This window comes from Sphingobium sp. CECT 9361, assembly GCF_918741285.1.
Classification (GTDB): Bacteria; Pseudomonadota; Alphaproteobacteria; order Sphingomonadales; family Sphingomonadaceae; genus Sphingobium.
On record NZ_CAKKNC010000027.1, the window covers coordinates 1 to 26,384 of the forward strand.

Here is a 26,384-nt window from a genome sequence, read left to right on the forward strand (position 1 = left end):
ATCCAGTAGGCATATAGCTTTGCGGCACCATAGGGTGACCGCGGGTAGAACGGGGTTGTCTCGCTCTGCGGTACTTCCTGCACAAGGCCATAGAGTTCCGAAGTCGATGCCTGATAAAACCGTGTCTCTTTCTCCATGCGCAAGATACGAATGGCTTCGAGCAACCTCAGCGTCCCGATACCGTCGGCATTTGCGGTGTATTCGGGCGTTTCAAAGCTTACAGCAACATGGCTTTGGGCGGCGAGATTATAGATTTCGGTGGGGCGCGTGTCCTGGATTATCCGGATAAGGTTGGTTGAGTCCGTCAGGTCGCCATAATGCAAATGGAAACGCGCGCCCTTGGTGTGCGGATCTTGATACAGATTTTCTATTCGTCCTGTGTTGAACGACGAGGAGCGCCGCTTGATGCCGTGGACCTCGTAATTTTTCGATAGAAGCAGATCGGCCAGATAGGCGCCGTCCTGTCCGGTCACACCCGTTATCAACGCAACCTTGCGATCATTCATGTCGTCACCCCATCGTTTGGGCAACTATTCCTTAGCTGCGGCTACAGGCAAGCCATTTTTGCTGCACCGCGCAAATTTTTCGATCGTTGACCACGCCTTTGAGGGGGGCAGCTCAGTTTCGGGAGCGCTCGTACGTCGCCGTAAATTTCTTGGAGGAACCACAAAGTGCTTCCGACAAAGTTCGAGATCGATCCCGAACCTCCTCCTCTCATCCGCTGACATAGGCCTAGGGGCACTTCTCACTCAATTATAGTATGATATACCCAATATTGTTGCCCAGCTTCCAAGGATTTTCTTGTTCGCTAACATATCCTGACCCGGTCGAGACCAGCGAAGCCCACCATTTCCAAGTCGGCAAACAAGGTTTATTGATCGCCCAAAGTGCGCCGAAATATGTCGACATCCACGATAGCTGTGACGTCCGGCGTAGGGTCTCGTGAAGTCGATTTTCCTTGACGCAGTGCAACCAAATAGACGGCGCCGTGTGATTGGTCGCGCGCTGCACCTCTCCGGCGTTGGCGAACTGCCATTGGCCGACCCGGCAGGAAAGGGGGCTCTGTAATGACTCAGCATCGCCAAACGGAACCATAAGGCAAAATCTACGTTATTTTGGCTTCTCGCACGATAGGCTTACTGGCATGGCTACTCTCCCTCCGAAATATATGGATGTACGCAATCTCAACGATCAAAAGGCTGTTATTGCTGAGCGCGAGTCCTATGCCGAGGCAATGATTCAATACCTATTGACAGCAATGACCATTCTGGTGACCGCTATTCTGGCAATCCCTTTATCGCTTTTTCTTCTTTCGGTGTATTTTGTCGATTTTTTCTCGGGACGCGCGCCGACGATGGGTAAGATTAATCTTAAGCTGACCCGCTGGAGGTAAAATCTATTTATTGAGTTATTCCTCATTGCTTGTGTCTGGGAAAACCTGGCACTTTGTGGGGTACGGTTTCTCCCGCAAAATTATCCGGAACGCGCGACAGTTGCAATTAAGTGTCGTGTTTTGAGTCTGCGCCTATGCGCGCTGACTGGATATATTTCGAACCTCGTCAAAAAACTTGGTCTATCGAACGCAATAGCTATCATGTGGCGAGGGTAATCTATTAGGGACTGACCGCGATAATCGTGACCGACCGAAAGGTGCACACATTAGAGGTCAGCTTCTCCCGCCGACCTGACGCATGACAGTGCGTGATGTTACATCTCTCGTCCTGATAACAACGAGCCGTCGCGGGGCGCGGCCATCGGAACTTAAGCGCCTTTGCACATCGGTACGACAATTTAGTGCAGACAGCACCGGCACGAAGGTTTCGCACCATGTTCTTATGCAGGGCGCAACCGGTGAAGATCGCGATGACGATCCGGTCCTTTCCTCGTCAGATTGCCATGTACATTATATTGGGGAATTCATCAGCCTGTCCCACGCGCGTAACCTGCTTTTGGACAAGATCTTCGTCTCGGGATGTCTTGAAAATGCAGTGGTATGTTTCCCCGATGACGATGCCTGGTATCCCGACCAGACCCTCCTGAACATCGTACACCGTTTTGAACAAACCCCATTGCTCGATCTATGGGTTTGCTGCTCCGGTCCATCCCCTAAGTGGGCAAATTCTCAAGAGCCGGTGCCCCTGAGAGTACAGCCCTTATTGTCGAACGGTACATCCAATACAATATTTCTGCGGGGCTCGCTTGTGCGATCCGTAGGTTTTTTCGACGAAAATCTGGGTTTGGGAACCCCGGCAAAAAGTGGAGAGGATACCGATTATGCACTGCGGGCTTTCCAGCAGGCGCGTTGCTCGGTCTTTCTTGACAGTGTTGTGATTGGCCATCGCGCCTTCGACCAACGGGACCGAATAGTTTATTTCTCCGGAGCGCTTTTTGCAATTGCGCGCCACGCTAGTCGGGTCAGAGGCGGTCTCGTAGCCCTTGGGCGCAAGTGCTTTATCGGTTGTCTTTGGGGTATTATCGGTCAGATGCCCCTGAGCGAGCTGGCCAAAAGCCTTTGGAAGGCAATGACTATTTTACGAACAAAGCGACTATGATATGAATGCAGGGCGGAGGCGGACATTCGCTGCATCAGCTACGAAGAAGGAAATGCCCTGATGCGAGACGCGCACCAAGTTTCCGCTGTTGCAATGCCCGGCGGTATGACGCCCTTAAACGCCCGCCGCGAAAAAATCCTGATCGTTGACCTGAATAACTTCTCGACATTTCCAACCTTGGCAATCGGTATTCTCGTCGCGTCTTTGCGAAACGCCGGCCATGACGTGAAGCTCATATCGCCGCTCGCCCATGACGTACCCGCTGCCGAACGCGAACGTGCCGAACGTTTCACCGACCATATTGCGCGTCGGATTCATCTGTCCACCTTTCCTGGTATAAGGATTGCGCGAAACGCGGCGCGCGAATTGCGTCGATGGCGAAACGAGCGGCCCCACCGCCGGGTTCTGCATGAAACCAATAAGGCGCTTGCAGACAAGCCTGCGGCCATTCTGCTCTCGGCTTATTTGCAGCACTATCGTACTGTCAAGGAGATCGGCCGGCTTGCCGAAGCGCAAGGCGTGCCCATGCTGCTGGGCGGACCGATGTTCAATCTTGAGGGAACGTCAGAAGCCTGGCGGTCCATTCCCGGGCTTGCCGCCATTGTTGGGGGCGAGGTTGACCTGAATCTCCCCGATATTGTCCACTGTCTCACAGAGCATCGAAACCTTCTCCAGTTCGATGGCGTCATGTTGCCGGATGGCACCCGTTCGAAAGCTGCGCCACCGTTACGCGAACTGGATGCCAGTCCTGTACCCGACTTTACGGATTTCCCCTGGGACCGGTATCGCGTACATATAGTGCCGCTGATGGCAAGTAGAGGATGCCAATGGAGCAAATGCACTTTCTGCAGTGACATTGTTTCAGCCAGCGGCCGGAGCTTCCGGTCTCGAAGTGTCGGTTCAGTGATGGACGAGGTGCGCGAACAGGCACGACGTCACCAGTGCACCAATTTTTTGTTTCTCGATCTCAAGCTTAATTCCAATCCAAACCTTTTTCGAGGCATTGTCGAGAACATGCAGTCGCAGGTGCGCGGTGCAGAGTGGATAGGAACGGTGCATGTCGACCAGCGCGCCGACAATGGACTGTCGTATCGGGAGCTCAAGGCTGCGGTCACGTCGGGCATGCGTCGCGTCAGCTTTGGTTTGGAAACGGGAAGCCAGGCCCTTCTCGATCGCATGCAGAAAGGCAGCACCGTAGAGGGCAACGCGGAATTCATTCGCAATGCCCATCAGGTCGGCTTGAGTGTTCGCGCAACTATGTTTCGTGGTTATCCGGGGGAAACGGCCAGGGATCTGGAACTCACCGCCGACTTTCTGGAGCAGAATTTCGCTTATATGGATCGCGTGCGTTATAACGATTTCTCGATATTGGAAGGCACTCCGATTTACGACGAAGTTAATGGCGACACGGATCAACTGGCTCGCAAGGTTATCTACCTCGACAAGAAGCGTGCCCGGGCAGAATATTCAGAGAGCGACACCGGTAGCGTCAGTTATCGCAAAGCGAAAGCGCGGGTGCTGCGTGCTGTCTATGCCATCAACAAGAGGCAGATGCGCTCGTCGGCGCGAGCCTTTGACGGCCTGATGTAATGCGCGCTTTTGGAAGCGGGCGTCTAAGTTCTGACCCGTTGCGGCGGCGATTGCGGCGACCGAGTCCTCACCAGCGTCGCGAAGAAGCGGTTGCATTCATCAAACGCTTCCATGAGGAGATGGCGCTTCCTGACGAGGCATTGGTAACGCGACTTCGAGACGTACGCAGGGACCTTAGTCGTCATGGTTTCTATCGCCACACGCCCGACGAGCTCGCATTTGGCGCCCGCATAGCGTGGCGGAATCATGCAAATTGCATAGGCCGCCTTCACTGGAAAGCCTTGGAGGTCTTTGATTGCAGGTCGATCCGAAATGCCGATGACATTGCCGTTCAGCTGTTGCAACATTTACGCTCGGCCGACGCAAACGGCAGGATCCGCTCCCAGATAAGCATATTTGCGCCGGTAGAAGGGGACGATACTCCGCCCTGGATCGAAAGCGCTCAGCTTGTTCGTTATGCGGGCTATTCCGACGGGCAGGGTGGTTTGCAGGGCGATCCCGCGAATGTGGAACTTACCCGAACGGCTATGCAGATGGGCTGGGTGCCCCCCGTTTCGCGCTCTGATTTCGACATCCTGCCGCTCATCATCCGGGATAAGGAAGGCAGACGCAACCTTTACGAGCTGCCGGACGGAAGTGTACGCGAGGTCGATATAACGCATCCGTCGATTGCGGGCTTGGCTGATCTCAAGCTGAAATGGTACGCCGTCCCCGTCGTTTGTGACATGATCCTGACGATCGGGGGCATCGACTATCCCTGCGCGCCCTTCAATGGCTACTATATGGGAACAGAGATTGCCTCAAGGAATCTCCTGGATCTGCCACGCTACAATTTAATGGACCGTGCAGCCGATGCGCTCGCGGTAAATCGTGCCGATCCGCTCTACAAAGACCGCGTATCGACGGAGCTAAACCATGCGGTATTATGCTCATTTGCGCGCGACAATGTAACGATTACCGACCATCATCAGGAAAGCGATCACTTTATCCAGTTCATTCATCGTGAAAAAGCGGCAGGGAGAATGCCGTCAGCGAATTGGAGCTGGATCGTGCCGCCCGAAGCGTCCGCCACATGCCCGGTGTTTCACCAGCCTATGCAGGACTATCATGACGTTCCCAATTTCTATCGGTCAAGTGCATCTGACGGGGCCATGCTCGGCGTCAGCTATGCAACCGAAGACCTCAATCGCTTCCAACGCCGGTTTCAGCGTGTACGCCGACGGTTCAGGAGCTGGGTCAGAAGCAAAAGCTGATCAGTGTCGTTGCTCGGACTTTGCGTCATAAAAATTGCGTGCGGATGCCCCTCTAGCTGCGCTCGATCTTATGCAGACTATGTCGCGGAGTGTGCAGGTCCGCACTATGACTAAGATGTTCTGACATCGCCACAGGGCCCTTCATCTTGACCGGGATGGCAAGCGTTTCATAGAAAGGGCAGGTCCGATGAAAACAGACCTTTCCCATCTGCCCCAGGCCAAGCAGCGCGAGCTGGCGCGCGTCGTTCAGTTCCTGTTCGAGGAATTTGGCGATGCCACCGTGCTGGCTGAGGGGAAGCGCAAGGCCGGGCGCATTCTCAAGATTATCCTGTTCGGCTCGCATGCGCGCAATGACTGGGTGAATGAGCCGCATACCGCGAAGGGCTATGTCTCGGACTATGACCTGCTCGTCATCGTCAACCAGCAGGACCTCACCGACCTCGATCTGTGGCACAATGCCGAGGAGCGGCTGATCCGCGAGACGCAAGTGACCAAGGTGCTACGCACGCCTGCCAATTTCATCGTCCACTCGTTGAAGGATGTGAACGATGCGCTGGCGCAGGGCCGGTTCTTCTTCATGGACATCGCCCGCGACGGCATTGCGCTGTACCAGTCCAGCGATACCGAACTGCACCAGCCCAAGCCCAAGGAACCAACCGACGCGCTGGAAATGGCGCAGGAGTATTTTGAGGAGTGGTTTCCCAGCGCTTCGGACTTCTTTGATGGATACAAGGACGCAATGGCAAGGGGCAAAAATAGAAAGGCTGTCTTTGACCTTCACCAAGCGTGCGAGCGGCTATATCATTGTCTCCTGCTCACGCTCACCTTTTACACCCCACATCGTCACAATATCGCCTTCCTCCGGGCGCTGGCCGACAAGCTGGATCTCCGTCTGGTCGATGTCTGGCCGCGTGATGACAGAAAGGCGCGTGCGCTATTCACCAAGCTTCGCGACGCCTATGTGAAGGCACGCTATTCCAAGCATTACACGATTACGGTCGAGGAACTGACGTGGCTTGCCGAGCGCGTCGATGATCTGGGCAGCGCCGTTCATGAAATATGCTCAGAGCGGCTTGCTGAACTCAAACGAACGGCGGGCGTACCTTGAAATGTGCGCGCTAGAAGCATGCAATTGGCGCGGCGGCAGCCAGCGAATGCCAAACGGCATGCCGCTGGGACATTGATGGAGTAAACCCCGGTGTCGCGCATCGCAAAACTGTGCCGCTAACTGCCCCAGTCCAAGCAAGGGCCCCCCCGATGGCTTACCCCTTCCAAAGTGAATCACTCGGATTTTAGAGTAAGCCATAGCAATCAAAGCATTTCTTGAGCGCAGTCCATGCGTCCGGGCGCCTCTTGCGAAGTCGTCATGGAGCCGGTTTTGCCGCGCGCATCACAACGCCGCGCGCGACGCAGGAAATTTGTGAGGGATGCGTGGCTTCAAAGAATGAAATCGTTCTGCTGCAGCGTCGTGACGCCCGTCAGCTGCACGCCAAAGTCTGTATAATCGAAGCCATTTTTGTTGAGGTCAACATAGACAATCAGCCCGCTGCCGACAGTCTTGAATGTCACTTGTTCCGAGAAATCACTGATATTGAGCGCCGTCAAGTCGAGCTTGTCAACGCCGGTCTGAAAGTCGGTGACGATGTCGCGAAGCCCGCCGCCAGCCCGGCTGTCATCTACCTCGAAGACGAACATATCCGCGCCCGCCCCGCCGGTCATGAGATCCTTGCCGCCATTCCCGGCAATCCGATCATTCCCGCTCCCCCCCGTCAGGATATCATCGCCCAGTAGGCCGAAAATATTCCAATCCCGTCCATCAGGGGCTATGAACATGTCATTCTTTTGGTTTGAGCCGATGTACGTCGTTCCTATGCCACTAGAAGCCACATCGGTGATTTTCACGGAAATTGCCTGAGTACCCGATGCCCCGTCCGTCGCTGCGCGCACGATGACATTGTAGACATTGTCGTGGCCCTTATCGAGCGGCGTTTCAAAATCGGGGGCATCAATGAAATTCAGCAAGCCGCTGTCTACGTCGATCTCGAAATATGCATCATCATCTCCCCCTGCAAGAGAGTAGTGGACTACCCCCGCCTCGGCGGATGCCTGGACCGTGGTCACGGCGCGACTGTCCTCGGCAGTCGTCAAGAGGACGTTCTGGCCGCCGCCGTCTGAGGTGAAGGTGATGCCCTTGATGACTTCGTATAGCTGCGCTTTGATAGACGTTTCCACCTGGCCAGCAGTCGTCGTCTCATCCGTCCACGCTATAACGAGATGACCGTCGGCACTGGCAGCCGCGCTTGGTCGGTCTTGTGAACTTGCATGAGAATCGACGCTGAAAGCGGCGCCGCTCATCGTCCCTGCAGCGTCGAAGAGCTGGGCTTTTACCGCGCTATGATCGCTGTCGGCTTCCTTCCATGTAAGGACAAAATCGCCACCGCCCGCATCCACAACACCTGTAAACATGGCAACATGACCCGCATTTACCATTCTTGTCTCAGTACCGATTTTCTCACCCAACGGATCGAACAACTGGAAGGCGATCCCATTGCTATCCCAGGACACCACGAAATTTCCATTTGAAAGTGCGGCAATGGCAGGAAATAGCTGATTGCCGTCCGTGAATGTGTTTACAAGGATCTCACTTCCGACCTTCGCGCCCCCAGCGCTGAAAATTTGCGATTTGATGCTCGTACCAAAGTGGTCGCCGCCTTGCCCACTATTGTCATACCATGTCGCAACGAAGCCGCCGCCGGCCAGCGCAGTAAGCTTGGGGGCCGCCTGGTCGTTCTGCGTGGCCGTATTAACGAGAAATTCGCTTCCAAGCTTAGCGCCGTCTGGCGAGAAAATCTGCGCCTTGATGCTACCCAGTTTGCTGTCCCCTAAAGTACGGCTGTAGTCTTGCCAGCTGACCACAAAACTCCCGTCTGAAAGTGCCGCCACATCAGGCGCACTCTGAGATCGAACGGTTTGCGTATTTACGAGGAACTCTCTGCCTATCTTTGATCCGTCCGCACCGAAGATCTGGGCACCCACACTGCTCGAACTACCGTCTCCCGGAGATTTGCCAGAAATATTAGTCCAGCTTACCACGAAGCCGCCAGTCGCCAATGCGGCGACGCTGGCGGAGCTGTCCAATGCATCAAGCGTCGTGTTTACCTGAAGCTGGCCATCAATCTTGATCCCATCGGCTGTGAAGAGCTGCGCCTTGATAGCGCGCTTGGCACTCGCCCCTTCAATACTTGCGCTATCGTCTTCCCAAGTGACGACAAAGCGGCCATCGGCAAGGTAGGTGACGTCGGGTAAGCGGACATGGTCGCCCAAATCCGCATCGACTGCAATTTCCGCTCCACTTGCTTCAATCACTGCCATGTCATTCTCCACAATATTTAGGGAAATAGAGTCCGTTCACCGAGTCGCTGTCGACGTCCGGTGCTTGCACGGACTGTTGGGGAAGTCCACCCGTTCCTTAAGCCATTGTTTAGATATAAAATTGATTTTCGTCGGCCCGCTAAAACGGCGACTGACCTCGTGACGCGGGGGGGCGGTGCGGGCGGATATTCAGATGCCCGGCGGTGCCAGAGTATCGGAACGCAAAACGCGCATTATTGGCTAGAAACGCCGCCGTCCGACCGTATCGACTTCAAACTATGGGCTATAGTACCGATAACTCAGCGCAAACATATTGACCCAAAAAACAGTCAGGGTGGCGGAACAAGGGCTCTACCCTTGCTCCCAAAATTCCAAGGTTCGCGTTGGCGCCTTGAGCTTGACCAACGATGGGTGCGTTATTCAAGATTGCAAGCCACGCGAATATGGCAAGACCGCACGTAACGCTATGTATGCGCCGGAAAGTGAGACCGCTTTTGCACCTGGCGTTCCGCATTTGGCAAATTTCTCCCTAGCCATTCGTGCAGCGCTTTGGCGCGACAGCCTTCAGGTGATAAGGATTTCTATCGAGAACAGCATTTCGGCACCTAGGAGCATGAGCGGCACAGCGCTGTGTTACAGATCGGCGCATACGGCAAGAGTCTGGAATATGGCCTGCCTGTTACTGGAATTGTGAGTGGCTTCCCAACCTAGTGGGACAAAATTTTCAATGCCGGCGGCCTCAATCAGCCTTGTCAAGGCTGGGTCGAGCGCCGTCAGCCATCCGCGCATATCAGGATTGTACCATTGGGCTCGCCCTGCACGGTGAAAATGCAGCCTCTGGCGGCCCATGTGCCACGCTATTCACACTCAGTACTTTTTTGTGCCTGCTCCAAAATGAAACTGCGTTCCCATTGGCTAGCCCTCTGAACCTTTTACCTTTGCAAAGTACATGGTACGACCCGGCTTGCCGTCAGCACCGTCTTAATAATTCAATCGATCCGGGGGGATTTCATGGCTGCAGCCGTTAATGTTTTGGGTGAAGAGTTCCTCGTAAACACTACAGTCTCCGGCCCCCAGGGCGCGCCAACGATAACGACGCTTGCCAATGGAAACTTCCTGATAGCGTTTGGAAATGGCGGCCAGTCCTCGTCCGCCCCGGGAGATACTTCTTCCGTTCTTGCTCAGATCCTAACACCAACTGGACAAAAAGTCGGAGGTGAACTCTGGATTGATCAGTCCATAATCGGCAGTCAGTATCAGCCACATATCAGCCCCTTATCTGCAGGCGGATTTGTGGCAACTTGGCATGACGTTCGTGCGGTTGACGACGAGAACTTCTCGTGGAGCTTTCGCAGCCGCGTTTTTGACGCCATCGGGCGGCAAACGGGGCCGGACATCGTGCTCGAAAATGCGCAAGACGGCGGACATGTAGCGAGCCTTGCGAACGGCAACTTTGTCCTTAGCTGGTCCGATATGGCTGGAGGAGGTCATGCCCAGCTATTTAGTTCGAGCGGTACGCCTTTGGGCCCAAGAAGTGATCTGGTCGGTGACCTTAACTGGGGAGTAGATGTTACAGCTCTAGCAGACGGCGGGTTTGTGACATCGACGATGCGCGTCAGTAATGGTGGCTGGATAATAGAAGGACAAAAATTTAATCCTGCTGGACAGGCAGTAGGGTCAAGTTTCATCATCCGTAACGCTGGCGAACATGATGTGCTTGGGCATGCCACTGCGGCCACTAGCAACGGTGGTTTTGTGACCGTTTGGGCTGAGTTTGATCACGGACGCCAGGACATCAAGCTCCAGCTATTTGACGCCAATAGTGCTGCAGTCGGCACGCCAATTATAGCGAACCTTACGGACGAGACGTATAACGAGGAGCCCGAAGTCGCCGTTCTTGACGATGGAACGGTCCTTGTCACATGGCAGCGCTTCTCATATTACTATGACATCCGTGGCAACCAGATCAACAATGGTTCGGGCCTGACGGCGCAGCGCTTCAGCGAGAACGGCGTCAAGATTGGCAGTGAAATCTGGATCGACGACACCAAGGTTACAAAATATACAACCAGCGCCGTTACAGCTGCTGCCCACGGGGGCTATGCCATAACCTGGACGGACAGCAGCGGCACGCTTGGGGACTCAGGTAGTGACGGTGCTGTAAAGGCACGCATATATGGCCCCAACAGCATCCCCCAGATCACGTCTGGCAATGGCGAACTCGCTTCCTATCAGGTGCGCGAAAATGTGAACGCAGTAGCGCGGGTTACTGCCGATGATGCCGACGCCAATGCCAAGCTCGCTTTCAAAATAACTGGCGGTAGTGACGCCTCATTTTTCACGATCGATCCCACTACTGGAGCTCTGGCATTTAAGGCGCTACCTAACCTCGCTGACCCCACTCATAACGCGTTCTACGATCTAACTGTTCAAGTAAGCGACGGTTACGCCGCCGACCAACAGGCTATAAAGGTCCAGGTCATTCCGGCGACCGCTGGCGGCATTCAGTGGACCGGTACGGCAGGCGGCGACACAATGGGAGGCACCGAATTTGACGATCTCCTTGATGGTGCTGGGGGCGATGACCTTTTATATGGCGGGCGAGGCAATGATCACCTTTTGGGAGGCGAGGGCAACGACAAATTAAGCGGTGGGGGAGAGCTTGATGTACTAAACGGCGGGAGTGGAGACGACACCTTCCTCGTGCGATCGACCTTAGAAACGATTGTAGAAGCAATTGGGCAGGGCAATGACACGATTGAGACGGACCTGAGCGGCTATGTTCTGCCGGACAACGTCGAGGATCTTCTATACACTGGCGTTGCGGCCTTCAACGGAACCGGGAATTCTCTGCGCAACGCGCTTGCAGGAGGACGTGGGTCTGATCGCCTGGATGGCTTGGCTGGTGCGGACATTATGAAAGGCGGTGACGGGAACGACACCTATGTTGTCGATCATGCGGTTGACATCGTGTTCGAAATCGCCGGCCAAGGCACAGATCGAGTGCTTGCCAAGGTCAGTCACACATTGAGCGCCAATGTAGAGAATCTTACACTGACGTCCGGCGCATCGATCAACGGAACCGGCAATGCCCAGTCCAATATTATACTCGGCAATGGGGGTGTGAATTTCCTCAATGGGCGTGGCGGCGCTGACTCGCTCACCGGAGGGGCGAGCAATGACACCTTCATCTTTCAGCGTGGTGAAGCTGATAGCGATATCGTGACGGACTTCACGGGCGCTGCAACGGCAGGTGGCGACCTATTGAATTTTACCGGGTATGGCGCAGGGGCCTATTTGACGCACGTCGCCAATTCTGACCTTTACGAGATTCATGCCGGCACAGCTTATGGCGGTGCGACAGAAACAATCCGGCTCCTCGGCGTTACCAATCTTGGTGGAGGCGACTATCTGATCGACGGTCTTGCCGGAGGCGAATTGGGCGTCGACCATAGTGGAGATGACATCTATTTCGTGATCTCGCCCAACGATGCGGTCACAGAGAACCCAGGCGGCGGCTATGATACCGTCCAAACGACACTCACCAGCTATATCCTTGGCGAAAACGTAGAGGCACTTGTCTACACGGGAAGCAAAGCTTTCTCAGGAACTGGCAACGCTTTAAATAACTTGCTCGTAGGGTCCGCTGGCTCTGACCGGCTCGACGGAGGCGGGGGAACCGACACATTGAAAGGGGGATCGGGTAGCGACACCTACATTGTCGATAATCTCGGCGATGTCGTGATCGAGGGTGCCCATGACGGCTTAGACCGAGTGTTGGCGCAGGTCAGCTACATGCTGACCGACAATGTCGAAAACCTCACTCTGTCTACCAGCAAAGCGATTAATGGTTCGGGCAATGCGCTTACTAATGTTATAGTCGGAAATGGCGGCATCAATATTATAGATGGACGCGGGGGCGCAGATAGGTTGACCGGGGGCGCAGGCAACGACATTTTTATCTTTCAGCGCGGCGAAGCGAGTGGAGATACGGTCAGCGACTTTGCCGGAGCGGGAACAGTTGGCGGGGATCTGCTCAAGTTTGTAGGCTACGGCACAAATGCCTATCTAACGCATCAAGCAGGCTCGGACGTGTACCTTGTCCATGCAGCTGAGACATTTGATGGGGTCATCGACACAATTCAGCTTGTTGGAGTCACCAATCTTGCTGCTGGTGACTATATCTTTGCCTAGACTTATGCTGGTCACTAACTCCCCCACCAACCTGAAACGTAAATGTCTACTGGAAGGGGCATTTGGTACGCTTTAACGGCCAACCCAGTGTCCCCTGATCATGCCGCAGGTGTATGGACGGCCAGGCGGTGTTCGGCACTATTGCCCCGACCCTCGCTATCGACCGACAGAGAATAGCGATGCGCTGCAGCACTGGAATGGCAACTGGCAGTTCGTCGGCGAGATTGGGGAGCGTGCGCCGGACTGGAGAAAGTTCCGAAAGAGACGCAATACAAACAGATTGCTCCCCGTGCTATACATGGAGACAACAACGCGGAAACGTTAGAGGAATCGCGTATGGCGGCGACCCTTTCCTTGGATCCACCTCTTCATGTCCAAACGGTTATTCCGCGACACTATGACACACTTGATACATATGATGAGATCCCTGCGGTTGCTGTTGGTGCGGTAGCGACCGGCCTAGATGACGGTTCTAGTTACGCTGTAGCCATGGGACCTCGACGGCGACGGCGATTATGAGGATCTCTTCCAACCAGAGTTTGGGAGCAAAACCGTTCTGTCGCAGTCGCAGATCGATGCACTTGGCTGCAATGTATCAGGTGCTCGCAACGTATCTGCCCTTGTGAGTGTGAGTGTGAGCGGCAGCGACGGCGAACGCCACATAAACGCCAAGATAGTCCTCAACACTGCGCCTGTCGGTATGCGCCGGTGGAGATGACGTCATCTCCGGCGGTGTTGGGAAGGACTCATTAACCGGGGGAAGCGGCTCCGACCAATTTACATCTGCTGCAGGCGACAGCAAGGAGGGCGGCGCCAGTCGGGACATTGTCACTGACTTTCAAAGCTGCGTTGATACGTTGGATCTATCTGCTCTAGACATCAGGGACTTCGATGCTCAGGTCAGCTACAAGGCAATCGGAAGTGGCCTGGTCGTCTACGTGGATACAAATCACAACGGGTCCGACTATTCGGATTTTGGCGTGCAGCTGACTGTGGTCAAGGCACTTCACGACGCGGGCTTTCTGATCTGACGTCGAATGGTGGATAGCTGGAATGGCATTCCCTGGCTACCAAGCAAGCCGGGCCAGCTTGGGCTGGAGCGCACAGCGGCTAGCGGCTGCTTGACGACTTTAAGTAGGGTGTGGGAACTCCTGCTTGCGGGCTGCCGCATGGACCGGTCATATTTCGTGCAGGCATAGGGCGCCCTTCAGCGCGAGCGCCGTTTCATCATTGTCATGCAATAGATTGTCCTCGTCTGCCGGCGCGCGTGCCGATAAACAAAATAGGTGTCGCTAAGCGAGTGGTTCTTCCGATTGCGCCTTCAGCAGCATCGTCGTTGCAGATCGCTCCTGACTGCGTGACCTTAGGAAGTCAGGAACGTGCATTGGTTGAACTCTGACCCTTCAAGCTTGGTGCCCGCAAAACGGAACGGGCAATCTTGATGCCACTATGTTTTTTTTGCGAAGCACTGCCGTCGCCCGACTGCCCCCAGGGCTTAGACCGATCGTCGCTTTGGACGATTTTTTGCCGTCTTGCAGCTTGGCAGAATGCCAATCAGCGCCCCACCTGGATGGTTTAGCGCCGACGCCTACACTTCAGGTGAGTCGCGACGCACGAATAGCCGCAGCCACTAGCACAGGCTGCAAGCAGTTAGGACGCAAGCCCGGTGCCATCTAGATGCCCCTGCGCGAGTCATACGGCATCAGGTGAGAACGCTGCCCGGTAATTAGTCGTGTCGAAACGCCCGCTCAAACTGATCACGCAGCGGCTTCATGATGTAATTGAGCATGGTCCGTGAACCTGTCTGGATGAAGACTTCCGCGGGCATGCCCGGTTTGAGCTTGAGATTGCCAAGTTTGGCGCTTTCCCCCGGTTCGATGGTCACAAGCACTTTATAGAATGAAATGCCGGTACGCTCGTCCGAAATGCGATCGGCGGACACCGTATCGACTGCGCCGTCGATTTCCGGCGTCGTTTGGGCATTGAAGGCAGAAAGCCGGAGTCGAACGGGCTGGCCCGCTGTGACTTGATCTATGTCCGACGGCGAGACACGCGCCGTTACAATAAGACGATCGCCCTTGGGGACAACTTCCATGATCGTGACATTGGGAGGGACCACCCCGCCAATCGTGGTATAAGCCAGCTTGTCGATGGTACCATCGACAGGCGAGCGAATGTCGTTGCGCTGATTGGTATCGCTGGCAGCGATACTGCGTTGCCGCATTTCACCCAGCTTGGCCTGCACATCGCTCAAATCAGTCGATGCCTGAGTTCTGAAATTCTGCCAAAGCGCTACAGATTGCTGACGCACCTCGGCAATCTTAGCGCGGGTCTGGGCAATCTGCGTCTGCGCTGTCGCTATATTCCCCTTAAGTTCGATCGCCGATCGTTCAATCTGGCTCACGCGCTGAAGCGTCGTGTACCCCTTTTTCCACAATTCTCGTGCTGCTACGAGTTCCTGCTGAATGAACACGGTCTGCTCGCGCAACGCCGAAATCTGTGCGCGATATCCCTCGGTTTCCGCGTTCAACTGGGCGACCCGCTGGGTGAGTTCACGATCCTGACTGGTGACAGCCTCGCGCCGCAAGCTGAAGACCCGCTGTTCCTCCCGCATCAGCAGTCCCGCGCGCGAGGTTGCCGGCGCGCCGGCCAGCTGTGGTGGAAACTGCAACTGCGAGGACGCATCTCTTTCAGCAGTAAGACGGGCTTCGCGCGCCAGCAGCTGCTCTACGCTTTCGCTCGATATGGCGGCATTGGCGCCAGATACGGTCGCATCCAGCTGCATAAGCAGCTGACCCTTTTTGACAGGAGAGCCATCCTTCACGAACAAGGAAGAAATAACGCCGCCGCTGGGGTGGCCCAGGCGCTTGATCTGGCTCTCAACACTGACTTCTCCGCCAGCAACCACGGCGCCCGTAATGGGGATGGTCGCTGCAAGGCCGCCCAATCCAAACACCAGCGCACCCGCTAACATCATGCCCGAACGGAGGTTCCGATCAAGCTTCTCTTCGGGCGGCGCAGAGACGAGAGAGGCTGAGGGAATGACCTGCAATTTACTCATACGGACTGGACTTTGCGACTTGGGGTGTTGGATGTTACGGATCGTGAGGGCGCTGCCTCATTAGGTGGTGCTTGATCCTCCGTTACCGGCGGCGTTGGCTGGGTTTCCGGTCCCGGCAGCGCAATCTTGAGCCGCTCCAGCACTTGATCGCGGGGGCCAAACAGTTGGGGCCGCCCGTCCGAGACGAACAGAATATGCGTGGTGGCTGCCAGCACCGAGGCCCGATGCGCGGAAACCAGCACGATCGCTCCGCGGGCAGCCGCCTTTTGAATTGCGTCGATAAGGGCAATCTCGCCATTGGTGTCGAGATTGGAATTGGGTTCGTCGAGCACGATCAGGAAGGGATCACCGTACAAGGCTCTGGCAAGCGCGATACGCTGGCGTTGGCCTGCGGAAAGATTGCTGCCGTCCTGGCCGATCCGGGTGTCATATCCTTGTGGAAGCGCAGCGACAAGTTCATGTGCATTGGCCGCTGTTGCTGCCGCAATGATCGCGCTAGCGACAGGATTCTCTTCGAAGCGCGCAATGTTTTGCGCAATCGTTCCGTCAAAGAGCTCCGCGTCCTGAGGTACATAGCCTATGTGCCGTCCGATATCCTCGGCGGCCCACTGGTCGAGCGCCGAGCTGTCCAGTCGCACGCTGCCGCGCGCGGGTAGCCATACGCCTGTAAGGGCGCGGGCCAGCGACGTCTTTCCCGATCCGCTCGGTCCGATAATGCCCAGAACCTGGCCCGCCTTGAGCGCAAAGGTCACGTCACTGATCGCGGCTTTGTTCGAGCCAGGGGGCACAGCTGTCAAATTTTCGACGGACAACGACTTGCTGGGTGCCGGTAGCGGCATGACATCGCGCTCAGAACCGATCGCTTCGATGATGAGCTGCAAACGGTTCCACGCCTGACGACTGGATACAAACCCAGACCAGTGCGCAATGACCTGCTCTACCGGCGCAAGCGCGCGGGAGCTCAAAATCGAACTGGCAATGATGATGCCTCCCGACGCCTGATCGGTAATCACAAGCGCCGCGCCCGTTGCAAGCATCAGCGATTGCAAGAGCATGCGAAATGTCTTGCTGATGGAACTCATGCTTCCGCCTACTCTGGCAAGCTGGTCGCTTGCGTCGAGCGCCCGTTGGGACGAAGTGTTCCAGATCGCGCTTATGCGTTTCTCCATCCCCAATGCGTAAATGACTTCCGCATTGCGCCGACTGGCCGTCGCTATGCCGTAGCGAGCCGAACCGGCCGCTGATGACTGTATCGAGGGGGCCTTTGTCATCTTGTTGGTGAAGTAGGTCAGGACGACCAGGATGATGACACCCGCTGTGGCCAGAAGGCCAAGCAGCACATGAAAGATATAAAGAATGGCCAGAAACAGGACGACCCATGGTAAATCGAGCAACGCGAAGGGGCCAAGGCCGGAAAAGAAGGTTCTTATCTGATCCAGATCGCGAACCGGCTGCATCCCGTCAGCGCTTTTTGCCCTTCGCAGATCGTGTCGCACGATAAGGTGAAACACCTGGTCGGCAAGTCTGCGGTCAATAATCGCGCCAAACTGGAAAATGGCCCGCGACCGGACAAGATCCAGAAGGGCCTGAAAAATATAGACGACCGTGATCATTACAAGCAAACCGACCAATGTCGGAACGCTGCGACTGGGTATGACCTCATCGTAGACGAGCAGCATGAAAAAAGAGCCGCCCAGCATTAGCACATTGAGAACTGCGCTTAAGATGCCCACGCGAATGAGCGCGGAGCGAAACTCTTGTCGTAACAGATATGCCATGCCCTTAACCATAATCCTCACGCAGACTGACCGCCCCGGCGAGAAAGCATGGCCAGGAATTGGGTGGATCTAAGGCTGCTCTCTATACCAGCTTGGTTAACAATCTAGCATTCGCCGTCCCGCAAATCCACCTTCCCGGCGTATTTGTGTACAGCGCTGATGTGAAGGCTTGCGTAACATGGCTTTTTGCCGCGCCAGCGCCGAAATTGGAAGCAAATCGATTCAAGGCTATCAACCGGGCAAGGGCAAGCCCTCCAAGCGTGGTCGCCGGCAGTTCCAAACAGGCATATGTGTACCCTGTGCCATGCGTGAAGGGCTGTTACCCGCTTCGAGACCGCTGGGTTTGCGGCTCACAAAGCCGGGCACGCTGCCATAGGTCGTAAGCAGCGTCATAGGCGCGATCGATGATTTCCGTCGTAAAGGCGAGCGCCGGCTTATCGCACGCCAGCAGAGGCGCAGAAGGGAAGGGTCCATAATTCGCCCAGGCGCGTATCTTCGCCTGGACATGAATGTGGCGACGCCGGGGCCATTGGGCAATGACAAGAGTCCGCGTCTGGGCGTTCCACCCTTTGCTACTGTGCGGCGCAACACAGTTGTCGCCCGTGTCGGACAACTCTTCCCGGACCTCAACTCTTTTCCCGTTGAGCTGGAGGACTCCGATCTTGGGAGGGCAATCCTGAGGGACCGCCGCATATGGCGCGAGCCCCAGTCCGGTCCCATAGGCTGAAAGTTGATGAAGAAGGAATAGTTTGGGATCGCCATCCCCATAAGGCGCCATGTCGCATAGCATCTCCTGAACATCTTGCGCGAACCTGCCCAGAAGCATCTGGTGGGCCTTGCTCGAGAAGCTCTGGCGATCGGCGGCGAAGGGGAACAATATGCTGTCCGCAGGATCGTGGCCGTTGGCATAGACCAGACTGCGTGCAAGCGCATGCATCCCTTCGACCGCGTTTCGGATCGCGTCGCCAAGAGACAAGGCCAAATCGCCTGGAATCTCCGGAAAGACGGCTACATATCTGTCGAAGTTTTGTCGCATGTCGCTTTGGTACGTTCTGGGGTCGCCGATACTTGAGAACCATGACCGCTCACGGGACGCAAAATCTTCCAGGCAGGCACGTGCTTGCCCGAACTTGTCTTCCCACGTTTTTATCTGCTGAACTTTGTCGAACATGGCGATGAGTATTTAGCCTGCGCTGCTCTATCCTGTGCGTTGTATAACCTATATTGGTTTAAAAAGTCTGTCTGGACTTAACTGCCCTAATGTTCGGGGCATGGTGCGGTTGCCAGGGCCCTAAAGGGTAACGCGGGTTTGGGCCCGCTCGTCCATTATTGATCGCTACTGAATAAGCCGTCGCACGGCGTTCAGGGAACCTGGCCTATAGCCCTTGAGTTGGAGTGGGACGGTTCGAAAAGGAGTGAACATATGCGGTATCATCACTTGGCAATGGCTGTTTGCGCCGTTGCCTTTGGCGCAACGACATCGGCATCGATGGCGCAAACCTCCGCTGTACAAAGAGCCAATGATCGCGAGCGTCAGTCGATCGACTATCGTTCGAAAAATTGTCCGTCCGGAGATCGGGCGGCATGTCAACGCGCCAATGAGAAGGCTCGGGACTCGATAGAATATCGGAATAGGAATGCCACTCGCTATCAGCGCGACCCCAATGCGGCGGTTGAACGGGCCAATAGACGCGATTTGGACAGCGCTGCATATCGCAGTGCCAATTGCGCACCGGGTAATCAAGCCGCCTGTGCGCGCGCCAATGAAAAGGCGCGGGATGCTGTCAAATATCGCACGCAGCGCACACGCGCGCACCCCGATAGCTAATAGGAACTAGGTTGAAGGGGGTCGTTCAGATAGCCCTGTGGCGATCCCCTGATACCGTCGGCCTATTTCCAGGTCGGTTGCGCCAGGAATTCCCGCGCTTCAAGGTGGTGAAACCTGAATGGGCCCTTGGCCGTCCATGAATGCTTTTGTCGGCAAAGCGCGCGCGGTTGCTTCGGTATTTTGTCAAGGCCGATGCGGCCTTGGCCCGTGGCGCCGCTTCCAGTGCGGCCGGGCGCGTCTCTGGTGGCGCTTAGCCTTTACAGGGCCCTTTCAGCGTAATCGGGTCGCAGTTACCAAAGGTCCCATCGGGATGGTGGCACATGCGTGCATGTCCGCAGGCACGGCGTCGGGATAAGGCATGCAGGGCGGTAATGAGTTTGGTTTGCCCCGTCGCACTTTGGATGGCGCGGGCACCGGGTTATGGCTTGCTGCGCTCATGCTCATCGCACCGGTGTTTCCTCAACGCGGGACAATCGATCGGGGGCAGCGCCCGACGCGAGATGCCGCCGCAGCAGCAGGTGCCAAGAAAAGCGTGCACTGCGGCAAACCGGGCATAAAATATGGTTAACAAATATTCCTTGTCGGTTCGATTGCGCGTTGACTTGGATACTGCTTTTAGATGATCCCCCAGCTATGTGGGGGCGAATTACATCTGGATCTATACTCGTTCTGGCTTCCTCGCCCGCTCATGCCATGTCTCCGGCACAAAGTCTTGTCGAAGTCTTTACCTACAATCCGACGATCGCAGGCGATCGGGCAAGGGCCGAAGCGGACCGGATTGAAGTCGATATTGCCAAGGCCGACGGGCGCTTCGATTTTAGGACCCGCATTGACGCCCAGCATGACTTCGTTAATTCAGACTACCGCCTACAGCCGCGCAGCGCGAGCGCGCTAACCGCGACGGTCCGGGTTTCTCTTCCCCTGACAGCAGGCGGGCGTGTGCGGACAAGGGTGTCTGGCCAGCTTGCAAGAGCGTCGGCATCGGCTGCGCAATTTGAAGAGGTCGAAAATCGGGTTTTGGGTCAGGCCGTTGACGCGCATCTCGACGTCGCGCGCGATCGGGTCCTGCTGGAACTTCAGAAAGAACAAAGAACGGTCCTCGAACAGCTCCTGGAATCGGCACGTTTCCGCGCCAGGCTTGGGGACCTCACCCGCACAGACGTGGATCAGGCTAGAGCACGACTGGCCTCCAGTCAGGCCGCTACGGTTACTGCTGAAGCTGCACTGACCCTATCCAGCGCGCAATATTGGGCATTGACGGGCAAGCAGCCCGACGCAGACATGCAGGTCGACGACGGTCTGCCACGGTTGCCCAACATGGCCGATATCATTGCCCTGCTGGATACGGCCCCTGCCTACAAAGCTGCCGTTTTTCGGCGCCAGGAAGCGGAGGCCGCTGTCCGCTATGCACGGTCTCAGCGATATCCCAGCATCTCCGCCTTTGCCGAGCTTGGCAACCAACTTGCCGGTTCGGGATGGATAAGCCGTACGGGCAGGACGAATGCCACCGTTGGCATCACCTTGACGCTTCCACTCTATCAAGGTGGACGGATAGCCGCTCAGGTCAGAGCCGCGCGAGCAAATCAGGCAATGGCGATTGAGGAGCAAACCGGCATCATGCGAGACTTGCTCGCGGACGTTCGATCCCTGTATGCACAACTGCGCGCCGCGGACGAGGCGGTGACTGAAAATCGTCTCGCGGTCGCTGCAGCCACCGAAGCGCGAAAAGTCATTATCGTGCAGAACGCAGTCGGGGAACGCTCGTTCCTCGACATACTGAACGCGCAAAGTGAAGTGCTGCAGACTCAGCAGCGTTTGATCCAGGCCCGCTGTTTGCGGATTTCGACGGCCTATCGCATTTTGGCTGTGCTGGGAACGCTGGACGATCTGGCAGCATCGTCCATGCCATTGACGCGGTCCCCGGCCCGCGCTCGGCCCACGACCGTCACGCAGCTGCAGAATATTCGGTACTTCCCCGAAATGGCCAGCTGGGACCTCGGCCGCAAAAGGGTGTAGAGACATGCGACGGATGAGGTAGGCCGGTCGCTTCGGTGCGACGGCATTTCCGCGATTTTCATGGACGAAGTTTGGGGCGTGGGCTAGTATTTTGGAATGTTTAGAATGTTTGGACGGCGACGATCTGAGGAGAAGCTTCTCGCTGCCCCAACCGTCGGAGACATGGGCCGTGTCTATGCCATAGGGGACGTTCATGGTCGCTACGATTTGTTCACGCAGATGTTACGGCTGATCTCAGAGGATCTGGAGGAATGTGAGTCGAACGAATTTCAGATTATTTTCTTGGGTGACCTTATAGACCGGGGCAATCAGTCAAAGCATGTTGTCGAACTGGCCTTGCAGATCTCGAAAGCCACAGACAAGGTACGATTCATCCGCGGCAATCATGAAGAGGTGCTTTTGCGGTCGATAGAGGGAGACACCAAAGCGACCGATTTCTTCTGCAAGATCGGCGGACGGGAAACCTTGCTGAGCTACGGACTATCGCAAGAGGCGCTGGACTCATGGCCGCCCATTGACATCATTGAGTGGATGCGCGCCCATATTCCCGATGAGCACATAGCGTTTATCAATAATTTTGCCGATATCATCTTGATAGAAGATTATATATTCGTTCACGCTGGCATCCGTCCCAATGTCGCAATTGAAAAGCAATCGCGCGGGGACCTTCACTGGATCAGAGATTTATTTCTGGATTATGAAGGCCCGCATCCCGGTTTGGTGATTCATGGGCATTCCATCTGCGAGGACGTCGACGAACAGCCCAATCGGATAGGTATCGATACCGGAGCCTATCGAAGCGGGCGACTGACGGCCATCGTTCTAGAAGGTACCGCGCGGCGGTATCTGACGGCCTCATCCGACAAGCAATTGAGCGATCTCGATAGCGACTTCGATATGGTAGCTCGGTTTGAGGCGCACGCTGCGGGCTGAGCATGATCGTTGATGTCCTGTCGCATGGCAGCAGGGGGGCACGATGTCATTAGGCTGTCCCCCTGTCGTCGCAACGCAGCGAGCCCATAGGAACATACCGCTCCGGCGCACCTGCCCGTGCGATGCTGCGCTTGCGAAGAAAGTGACTATTCTCATCGGCAAAATTTCACTAGACCGATTTGGGTGAAGGTCGGGCAACCTAAGCAACGACATCGTGATCTCGACAGACTATGCGCCATCGATTGTAAATGAGGAGCAACTGACAAAATGGTGCAGGTCTCCATAATCATCCCTGTCTATAATGCTGCCGACTTTATTGCCGATGCCTTGGAAAGCGTTCGCGCCCAGACTTTTGCTGATTGGGAATGCATTGTCGTGGACGATTGTTCGACAGACCGGTCGTCCGAGATACTCTTGCAATTTGCAGCGCGTGACGACCGGATAAAAGCTGTATTCCTCGAAGAGAATGGGGGCGCCTCGCGCGCCCGCAACGCTGCCCTTGAAAAGGCGACGGGGCAGTGGATAACGTTGCTGGATGCCGACGATGTCTATGATGTGCATCGGCTCAACACATTGGTGACGCTGGCGCAGGATCGAAGCGCCGATCTGGTTTTTGATAATCAGATCATTGCCGATTTTCCCAGCACCCAGCCGGTCGGGCGCGCGTTTCATTGGCTCACGCAAGCCGATGCGCCGTTTAGCGCTGAGCAATTCTTCAAACGATCGGCCATTTTCGGGCGTTCGCTCAACCCTGGCTATATGAAGCCGCTATTTTCGCGCGCGTTCATTGAAGATAATCGGTTGCGCTACGATCCCCAGTTTCGAAGCGGGCAGGACTATCTGTTCTATGCCAATGCCTTTGCGCGTGGGCCACGCTGTTTTGCTACATCCTATGCAGGATATGTGTATCGCCGTCGAAAGGGCTCGCTAAGCCGGTCAGGCGGGACCCATCTGCGCAACCACGCGCGGCTGTCGGACGAGATCCTGACCCGGCATGGCACAAGACTTTCCAAGGCGAGCTGTGGCGCGCTACGCAGTCGCAAACGCTACTTCATGAATGCAGCGGCCCTCTACGACGTTCGTTTGGCTTTGAACGCCCGGTCCTTGGGCAAGGCCGTCGTCATCATGGTGCGCGAGCCGGGCAGCGTCGTCGGCGCCGTGGCGCAGGTGCGGCGCCGTGTAATGGCGTTCCTGACGGGACAGAAATAGTGGCACTGGGGCGCGCGGCTTTTCGCAATTCGCTGTATATGGTGGTTGGCAATGGCAGCCAGCTTATTGCCTCGCTGGGCGTGTTTTTATACTTGGCCCGGCTGCTTACGCCTGCTGATTTTGGCGCCATGGGGATAGCCGCCGCGCTGGTGGATTTGCTCACTGTATTTGGACGCTTTGGGCAAGTCGAAGCGCTGTTGCAAAAAGGGGCCGACGATCAGCAGGTCCGATCGACCTCGTTCTGGTTACTGGTCATGATCGGGGTCCTTCTTTTCGGCTTCATTGCAGCCCTTGCACAGCCTTTTGCCCTTGTGACCGGCACCTATGCGATCGGGCCGGTTCTGCTCTTGCTGGCAGCGGTGCCGCTGATACAGAATTTGGGTCAGGTTAACGAAGCCATCATCCGGCAGGACATGCGGTATGGCGGCATAGCTATTCGAAATGTTGCTGCAACCGTTATAAGCGCCGCAGCGGCAGTGGCCTTGGCAAGTGTCGGCTATGGGATCTACGCGCTCGCGGCGCAGAAACTGGTCTTTACCATTGTGTATACCGGCGCCATTTGGATCGCACGGCCCTGGGTGCCGAGTTTCACCTACGCGCGCTCCGAAGCTGGAAGGCTATTCCGCACGGGTTTCGACGTAACCATAAGCAACACCCTTCAAATGGCAAACGGACGCATCGTCGATCTGAATATCGGCTTCTTTCTGGGAACGGTTGCCCTTGGCATTACCCGGGTGGCCTGGCGCTTGTACGATTTCTCTCTTCAGTTGGTCATCGCGCCGTTAAGCTCTGTCTCATATAGCCTTTTCACACGCGTAAGGCACGATGGCCCGGCGCTTAGGCAGACGTATCTGCAGTATATAGAGCTTATCCTCCTGATGGCCGCGCCCCTCTTCATCGGTTTAAGTATCGTGTCTCGCGACATGATCGTCTTTCTTGCGGGCGCGAAATGGGAAAGCTCCGCCCTGATATTGTCCATGCTGAGCCTTACTGTCCTAGCCAGCTGTATCAGCTTGTTGTTCAGCCCGGTGATGATTGCGAAGGAACAGACCCATATTATCCGCAGGCAAGCGATCTGGCAGACAGTCGCCAACCTCGTGCTGACTGCCATCGCGGCCCAGTACAGCGTTATTGCCGTGGTTGTGGCCTATATGGCGCGCATGTATGCTTTTGCGCTCTATAATTTTTGGCTCATGAATCGCGCAGTTGATGTTTCTTTCAAGCTGGTCGTTACACGGCTGGCACCTATCCTCCTGGCCACCGGCGGACTTGCCGCGGCCGGCCTTGGAACGGCATCATTCCTGCGCGACGCCAGCGAATTGCTCCGCATCGTGTCGGTCGCCGGCGTAGGCCTGGCTGCCTATATCGCTGTCCTGATCTTGGGAGATGTTCTGGGTTTATGGCGCGGACTGATAGGCCGCCTGTCCACTATGGTCACGACGGTTCTTAGAACGCGCAAGCCTGGCTGAATGCTGCAGGGTCGTTGCCCCTGTCGGGCCCATGGCGCAGCGAGACACTCTGCTCGTCTGGCCGGTCCCTACCGAGCGGTCCGTGTCGATGGCTCGTGCATGCGTACCGCGAAGCGCTTTGATCTGTTCGACCAGGCTTAGCCTGGTTTCCGGCGTGATTTGACGCGAAATGCTGGCAGAGTCAGAGTGCTGCGAGCCAAGCGGGGACGGCGAACGTCACCGTCCTAGTCCTGACAGTGACGCGGCGCCTTGCTTCTTGGGACCGATACAACCGGTGGATTGCCGCGCTCTTGCGAAACGATCCATTGGAAGGCCTGGCATATATGTCTGCTCCAAAGGCATTACCCGGCTTCACGCGCCAAAGCGTTCGGGCTGAACAGGGCGTCCACCGTTAGCATCCGGAATTTTTTACCCGTTGCTCAGTTGATCATGAGCAAATCCAGGCTCCGCGCCTCGTCTGGGCGCTGCGGTTTGCATCGGGTTTCGCGGTGCACGATCCTTCTGCGCCGACGAGACGGGTATGTCCCTAAAAGCCAGAGCCGCTGCGCGACGCAGCCGATGAACGACGTCCCGTCGCCCCTGCCTGCCTCCCGTCAGGCGCATCACAGGCACGTCCACTTCTCCAATAGGGCCATCCATCTGGAAGACCAGCTGTGTGCCTTGACCCCTTTGGGCATGTCACTGCAGGATGATCTGGCATGGGTTCGACAGGCTTGCGGAACAAAGGCGCAATAGCGCCGTTTCCTATCCTGTCGGCGCGCCAAATGGTCCCCCCCCGCATGGCGTCGATACATCGCCCCGCCTGCAATCCCCCCGCAGGCGGGGCTTTACCGGGCGTGGCGTTCGTTCCACGTTTGCCAAACCTCTCATCTTGACGCAGGGTCATCATTTAAGGGCGCGCTGTCGACATGGTCGACGCAAGTGCGATAAATCGTTTGCGATCACGCACCCCGTGACGTAGCAGCCCAAAAAGGCGGACGCAGAGCCTTCGAGTTTGTAGCATTTTTCGTTGAGGCTCTGCTGCCGCTGATAGAGGTTTTTGATAGCGCCCAGGGTCGACCCCGGCTTCTATCGGGCGCGGCTGGAGCCGCCCTGACCCGCGCGAGGGGATGCCAATGCCGGCTATGCT

The 26,384-nt window shown here is 56.1% G+C and carries 16 protein-coding genes; 11 read left to right on the forward strand and 5 right to left on the reverse strand.

Features of this window, described 5'->3' with window-relative positions; all coding sequences use genetic code 11:
* Positions 1 to 506, reverse strand: a 506-nt coding sequence (locus LQ220_RS21865; RefSeq protein ID WP_230190223.1) for a GDP-mannose 4,6-dehydratase, incomplete at its 3' end; no start/stop codon positions are given.
* A 638-nt stretch (positions 507 to 1,144) separates the two neighbouring features.
* Between LQ220_RS21865 and LQ220_RS21870 the strand changes: the two genes are divergently transcribed.
* The 5 genes from LQ220_RS21870 to LQ220_RS21890 all read left to right on the forward strand — a co-directional run bounded on the left by LQ220_RS21870 (position 1,145) and on the right by LQ220_RS21890 (position 6,503).
* Positions 1,145 to 1,393 carry a hypothetical protein gene (locus LQ220_RS21870; RefSeq protein ID WP_230190224.1) on the forward strand — a complete coding sequence of 83 codons (249 nt, stop codon included), beginning with the start codon at positions 1,145 to 1,147 and terminating at the stop codon, positions 1,391 to 1,393.
* Positions 1,394 to 1,835: 442 nt separating this feature from the next.
* Positions 1,836 to 2,552, forward strand: a complete 717-nt coding sequence (locus tag LQ220_RS21875) for a hypothetical protein (protein ID WP_230190225.1) — start codon at positions 1,836 to 1,838, stop codon at positions 2,550 to 2,552.
* A gap of 60 nt (positions 2,553 to 2,612) precedes the next feature.
* A complete protein-coding gene (locus LQ220_RS21880; protein WP_230190226.1) occupies positions 2,613 to 4,142 on the forward strand; it encodes a radical SAM protein in 1,530 nt (509 codons plus the stop codon).
* A 119-nt stretch (positions 4,143 to 4,261) separates the two neighbouring features.
* Positions 4,262 to 5,395 (forward strand): nitric oxide synthase oxygenase, encoded by a 1,134-nt coding sequence (locus tag LQ220_RS21885; RefSeq protein ID WP_230190227.1) that lies wholly within the window; start codon positions 4,262 to 4,264, stop codon positions 5,393 to 5,395.
* Positions 5,396 to 5,582: 187 nt separating this feature from the next.
* The gene (locus LQ220_RS21890) at positions 5,583 to 6,503 is read left to right on the forward strand and encodes a HEPN domain-containing protein (RefSeq protein ID WP_230190228.1); all 921 of its coding nucleotides are present in this window, start codon (positions 5,583 to 5,585) and stop codon (positions 6,501 to 6,503) included.
* Positions 6,504 to 6,832: 329 nt separating this feature from the next.
* Here LQ220_RS21890 and LQ220_RS21895 read toward each other — a convergent pair whose 3' ends face one another.
* A complete protein-coding gene (locus LQ220_RS21895; protein ID WP_230190229.1) occupies positions 6,833 to 8,767 on the reverse strand; it encodes a M10 family metallopeptidase C-terminal domain-containing protein in 1,935 nt (644 codons plus the stop codon).
* Between the two features lie 1,011 nt (positions 8,768 to 9,778).
* Between LQ220_RS21895 and LQ220_RS21900 the strand changes: the two genes are divergently transcribed.
* Complete coding sequence (locus LQ220_RS21900; RefSeq protein ID WP_230190230.1) at positions 9,779 to 12,961, forward strand: hypothetical protein; 3,183 nt, start codon at positions 9,779 to 9,781, stop codon at positions 12,959 to 12,961.
* A gap of 692 nt (positions 12,962 to 13,653) precedes the next feature.
* A complete protein-coding gene (locus LQ220_RS25110) occupies positions 13,654 to 13,992 on the forward strand; it encodes a M10 family metallopeptidase C-terminal domain-containing protein (protein ID WP_354958422.1) in 339 nt (112 codons plus the stop codon).
* A gap of 695 nt (positions 13,993 to 14,687) precedes the next feature.
* Here LQ220_RS25110 and LQ220_RS21905 read toward each other — a convergent pair.
* From LQ220_RS21905 to LQ220_RS21915, 3 genes are all read right to left on the reverse strand, one after another.
* The gene (locus tag LQ220_RS21905; protein WP_230190231.1) at positions 14,688 to 16,022 is read right to left on the reverse strand and encodes an HlyD family type I secretion periplasmic adaptor subunit; all 1,335 of its coding nucleotides are present in this window, start codon (positions 16,020 to 16,022) and stop codon (positions 14,688 to 14,690) included.
* A complete protein-coding gene (locus LQ220_RS21910) occupies positions 16,019 to 17,800 on the reverse strand; it encodes a type I secretion system permease/ATPase (RefSeq protein WP_230190232.1) in 1,782 nt (593 codons plus the stop codon). Before LQ220_RS21910 ends, LQ220_RS21905 begins: the two co-directional genes overlap by 4 nt.
* Positions 17,801 to 18,119: 319 nt before the next feature.
* The gene (locus tag LQ220_RS21915) at positions 18,120 to 18,782 is read right to left on the reverse strand and encodes a hypothetical protein (RefSeq protein WP_230190233.1); all 663 of its coding nucleotides are present in this window, start codon (positions 18,780 to 18,782) and stop codon (positions 18,120 to 18,122) included.
* A gap of 1,539 nt (positions 18,783 to 20,321) precedes the next feature.
* Here LQ220_RS21915 and LQ220_RS21920 point away from each other — a divergent pair.
* From LQ220_RS21920 to LQ220_RS21935, 4 genes are all read left to right on the forward strand, one after another.
* A complete protein-coding gene (locus tag LQ220_RS21920; RefSeq protein WP_230190234.1) occupies positions 20,322 to 21,644 on the forward strand; it encodes a TolC family protein in 1,323 nt (440 codons plus the stop codon).
* A 162-nt stretch (positions 21,645 to 21,806) separates the two neighbouring features.
* Complete coding sequence (locus tag LQ220_RS21925) at positions 21,807 to 22,577, forward strand: metallophosphoesterase family protein (protein WP_230190235.1); 771 nt, start codon at positions 21,807 to 21,809, stop codon at positions 22,575 to 22,577.
* A 267-nt stretch (positions 22,578 to 22,844) separates the two neighbouring features.
* Entirely contained in the window at positions 22,845 to 23,786 is a 942-nt protein-coding gene (locus tag LQ220_RS21930; RefSeq protein WP_230190236.1) for a glycosyltransferase family 2 protein, read from the forward strand.
* Positions 23,786 to 25,255: an oligosaccharide flippase family protein gene (locus LQ220_RS21935; RefSeq protein WP_230190237.1), complete on the forward strand. Its 1,470-nt coding sequence runs from the start codon at positions 23,786 to 23,788 to the stop codon at positions 25,253 to 25,255. The genes LQ220_RS21930 and LQ220_RS21935 overlap by 1 nt, the downstream gene beginning before the upstream one ends.
* The last annotated feature ends 1,129 nt before the right edge of the window (positions 25,256 to 26,384 follow it).

Excerpts from the sequence above, each read along its gene's own strand:
- LQ220_RS21870 (WP_230190224.1), top strand. The coding sequence starts at position 1,145 with ATGGCTACTCTCCCTCCGAAATATATGGATGTACGCAATCTCAACGAT.
- LQ220_RS21875 (WP_230190225.1), top strand. The coding sequence starts at position 1,836 with ATGCAGGGCGCAACCGGTGAAGATCGCGATGACGATCCGGTCCTTTCC.
- LQ220_RS21880 (WP_230190226.1), top strand. The coding sequence starts at position 2,613 with ATGCGAGACGCGCACCAAGTTTCCGCTGTTGCAATGCCCGGCGGTATG.
- LQ220_RS21885 (WP_230190227.1), top strand. The coding sequence starts at position 4,262 with ATGGCGCTTCCTGACGAGGCATTGGTAACGCGACTTCGAGACGTACGC.
- LQ220_RS21890 (WP_230190228.1), top strand. The coding sequence starts at position 5,583 with ATGAAAACAGACCTTTCCCATCTGCCCCAGGCCAAGCAGCGCGAGCTG.
- LQ220_RS21895 (WP_230190229.1), bottom strand. The coding sequence starts at position 8,767 with ATGGCAGTGATTGAAGCAAGTGGAGCGGAAATTGCAGTCGATGCGGAT.
- LQ220_RS21900 (WP_230190230.1), top strand. The coding sequence starts at position 9,779 with ATGGCTGCAGCCGTTAATGTTTTGGGTGAAGAGTTCCTCGTAAACACT.
- LQ220_RS21905 (WP_230190231.1), bottom strand. The coding sequence starts at position 16,022 with ATGAGTAAATTGCAGGTCATTCCCTCAGCCTCTCTCGTCTCTGCGCCG.
- LQ220_RS21910 (WP_230190232.1), bottom strand. The coding sequence starts at position 17,800 with ATGGCATATCTGTTACGACAAGAGTTTCGCTCCGCGCTCATTCGCGTG.
- LQ220_RS21920 (WP_230190234.1), top strand. The coding sequence starts at position 20,322 with ATGTCTCCGGCACAAAGTCTTGTCGAAGTCTTTACCTACAATCCGACG.
- LQ220_RS21925 (WP_230190235.1), top strand. The coding sequence starts at position 21,807 with ATGGGCCGTGTCTATGCCATAGGGGACGTTCATGGTCGCTACGATTTG.
- LQ220_RS21930 (WP_230190236.1), top strand. The coding sequence starts at position 22,845 with ATGGTGCAGGTCTCCATAATCATCCCTGTCTATAATGCTGCCGACTTT.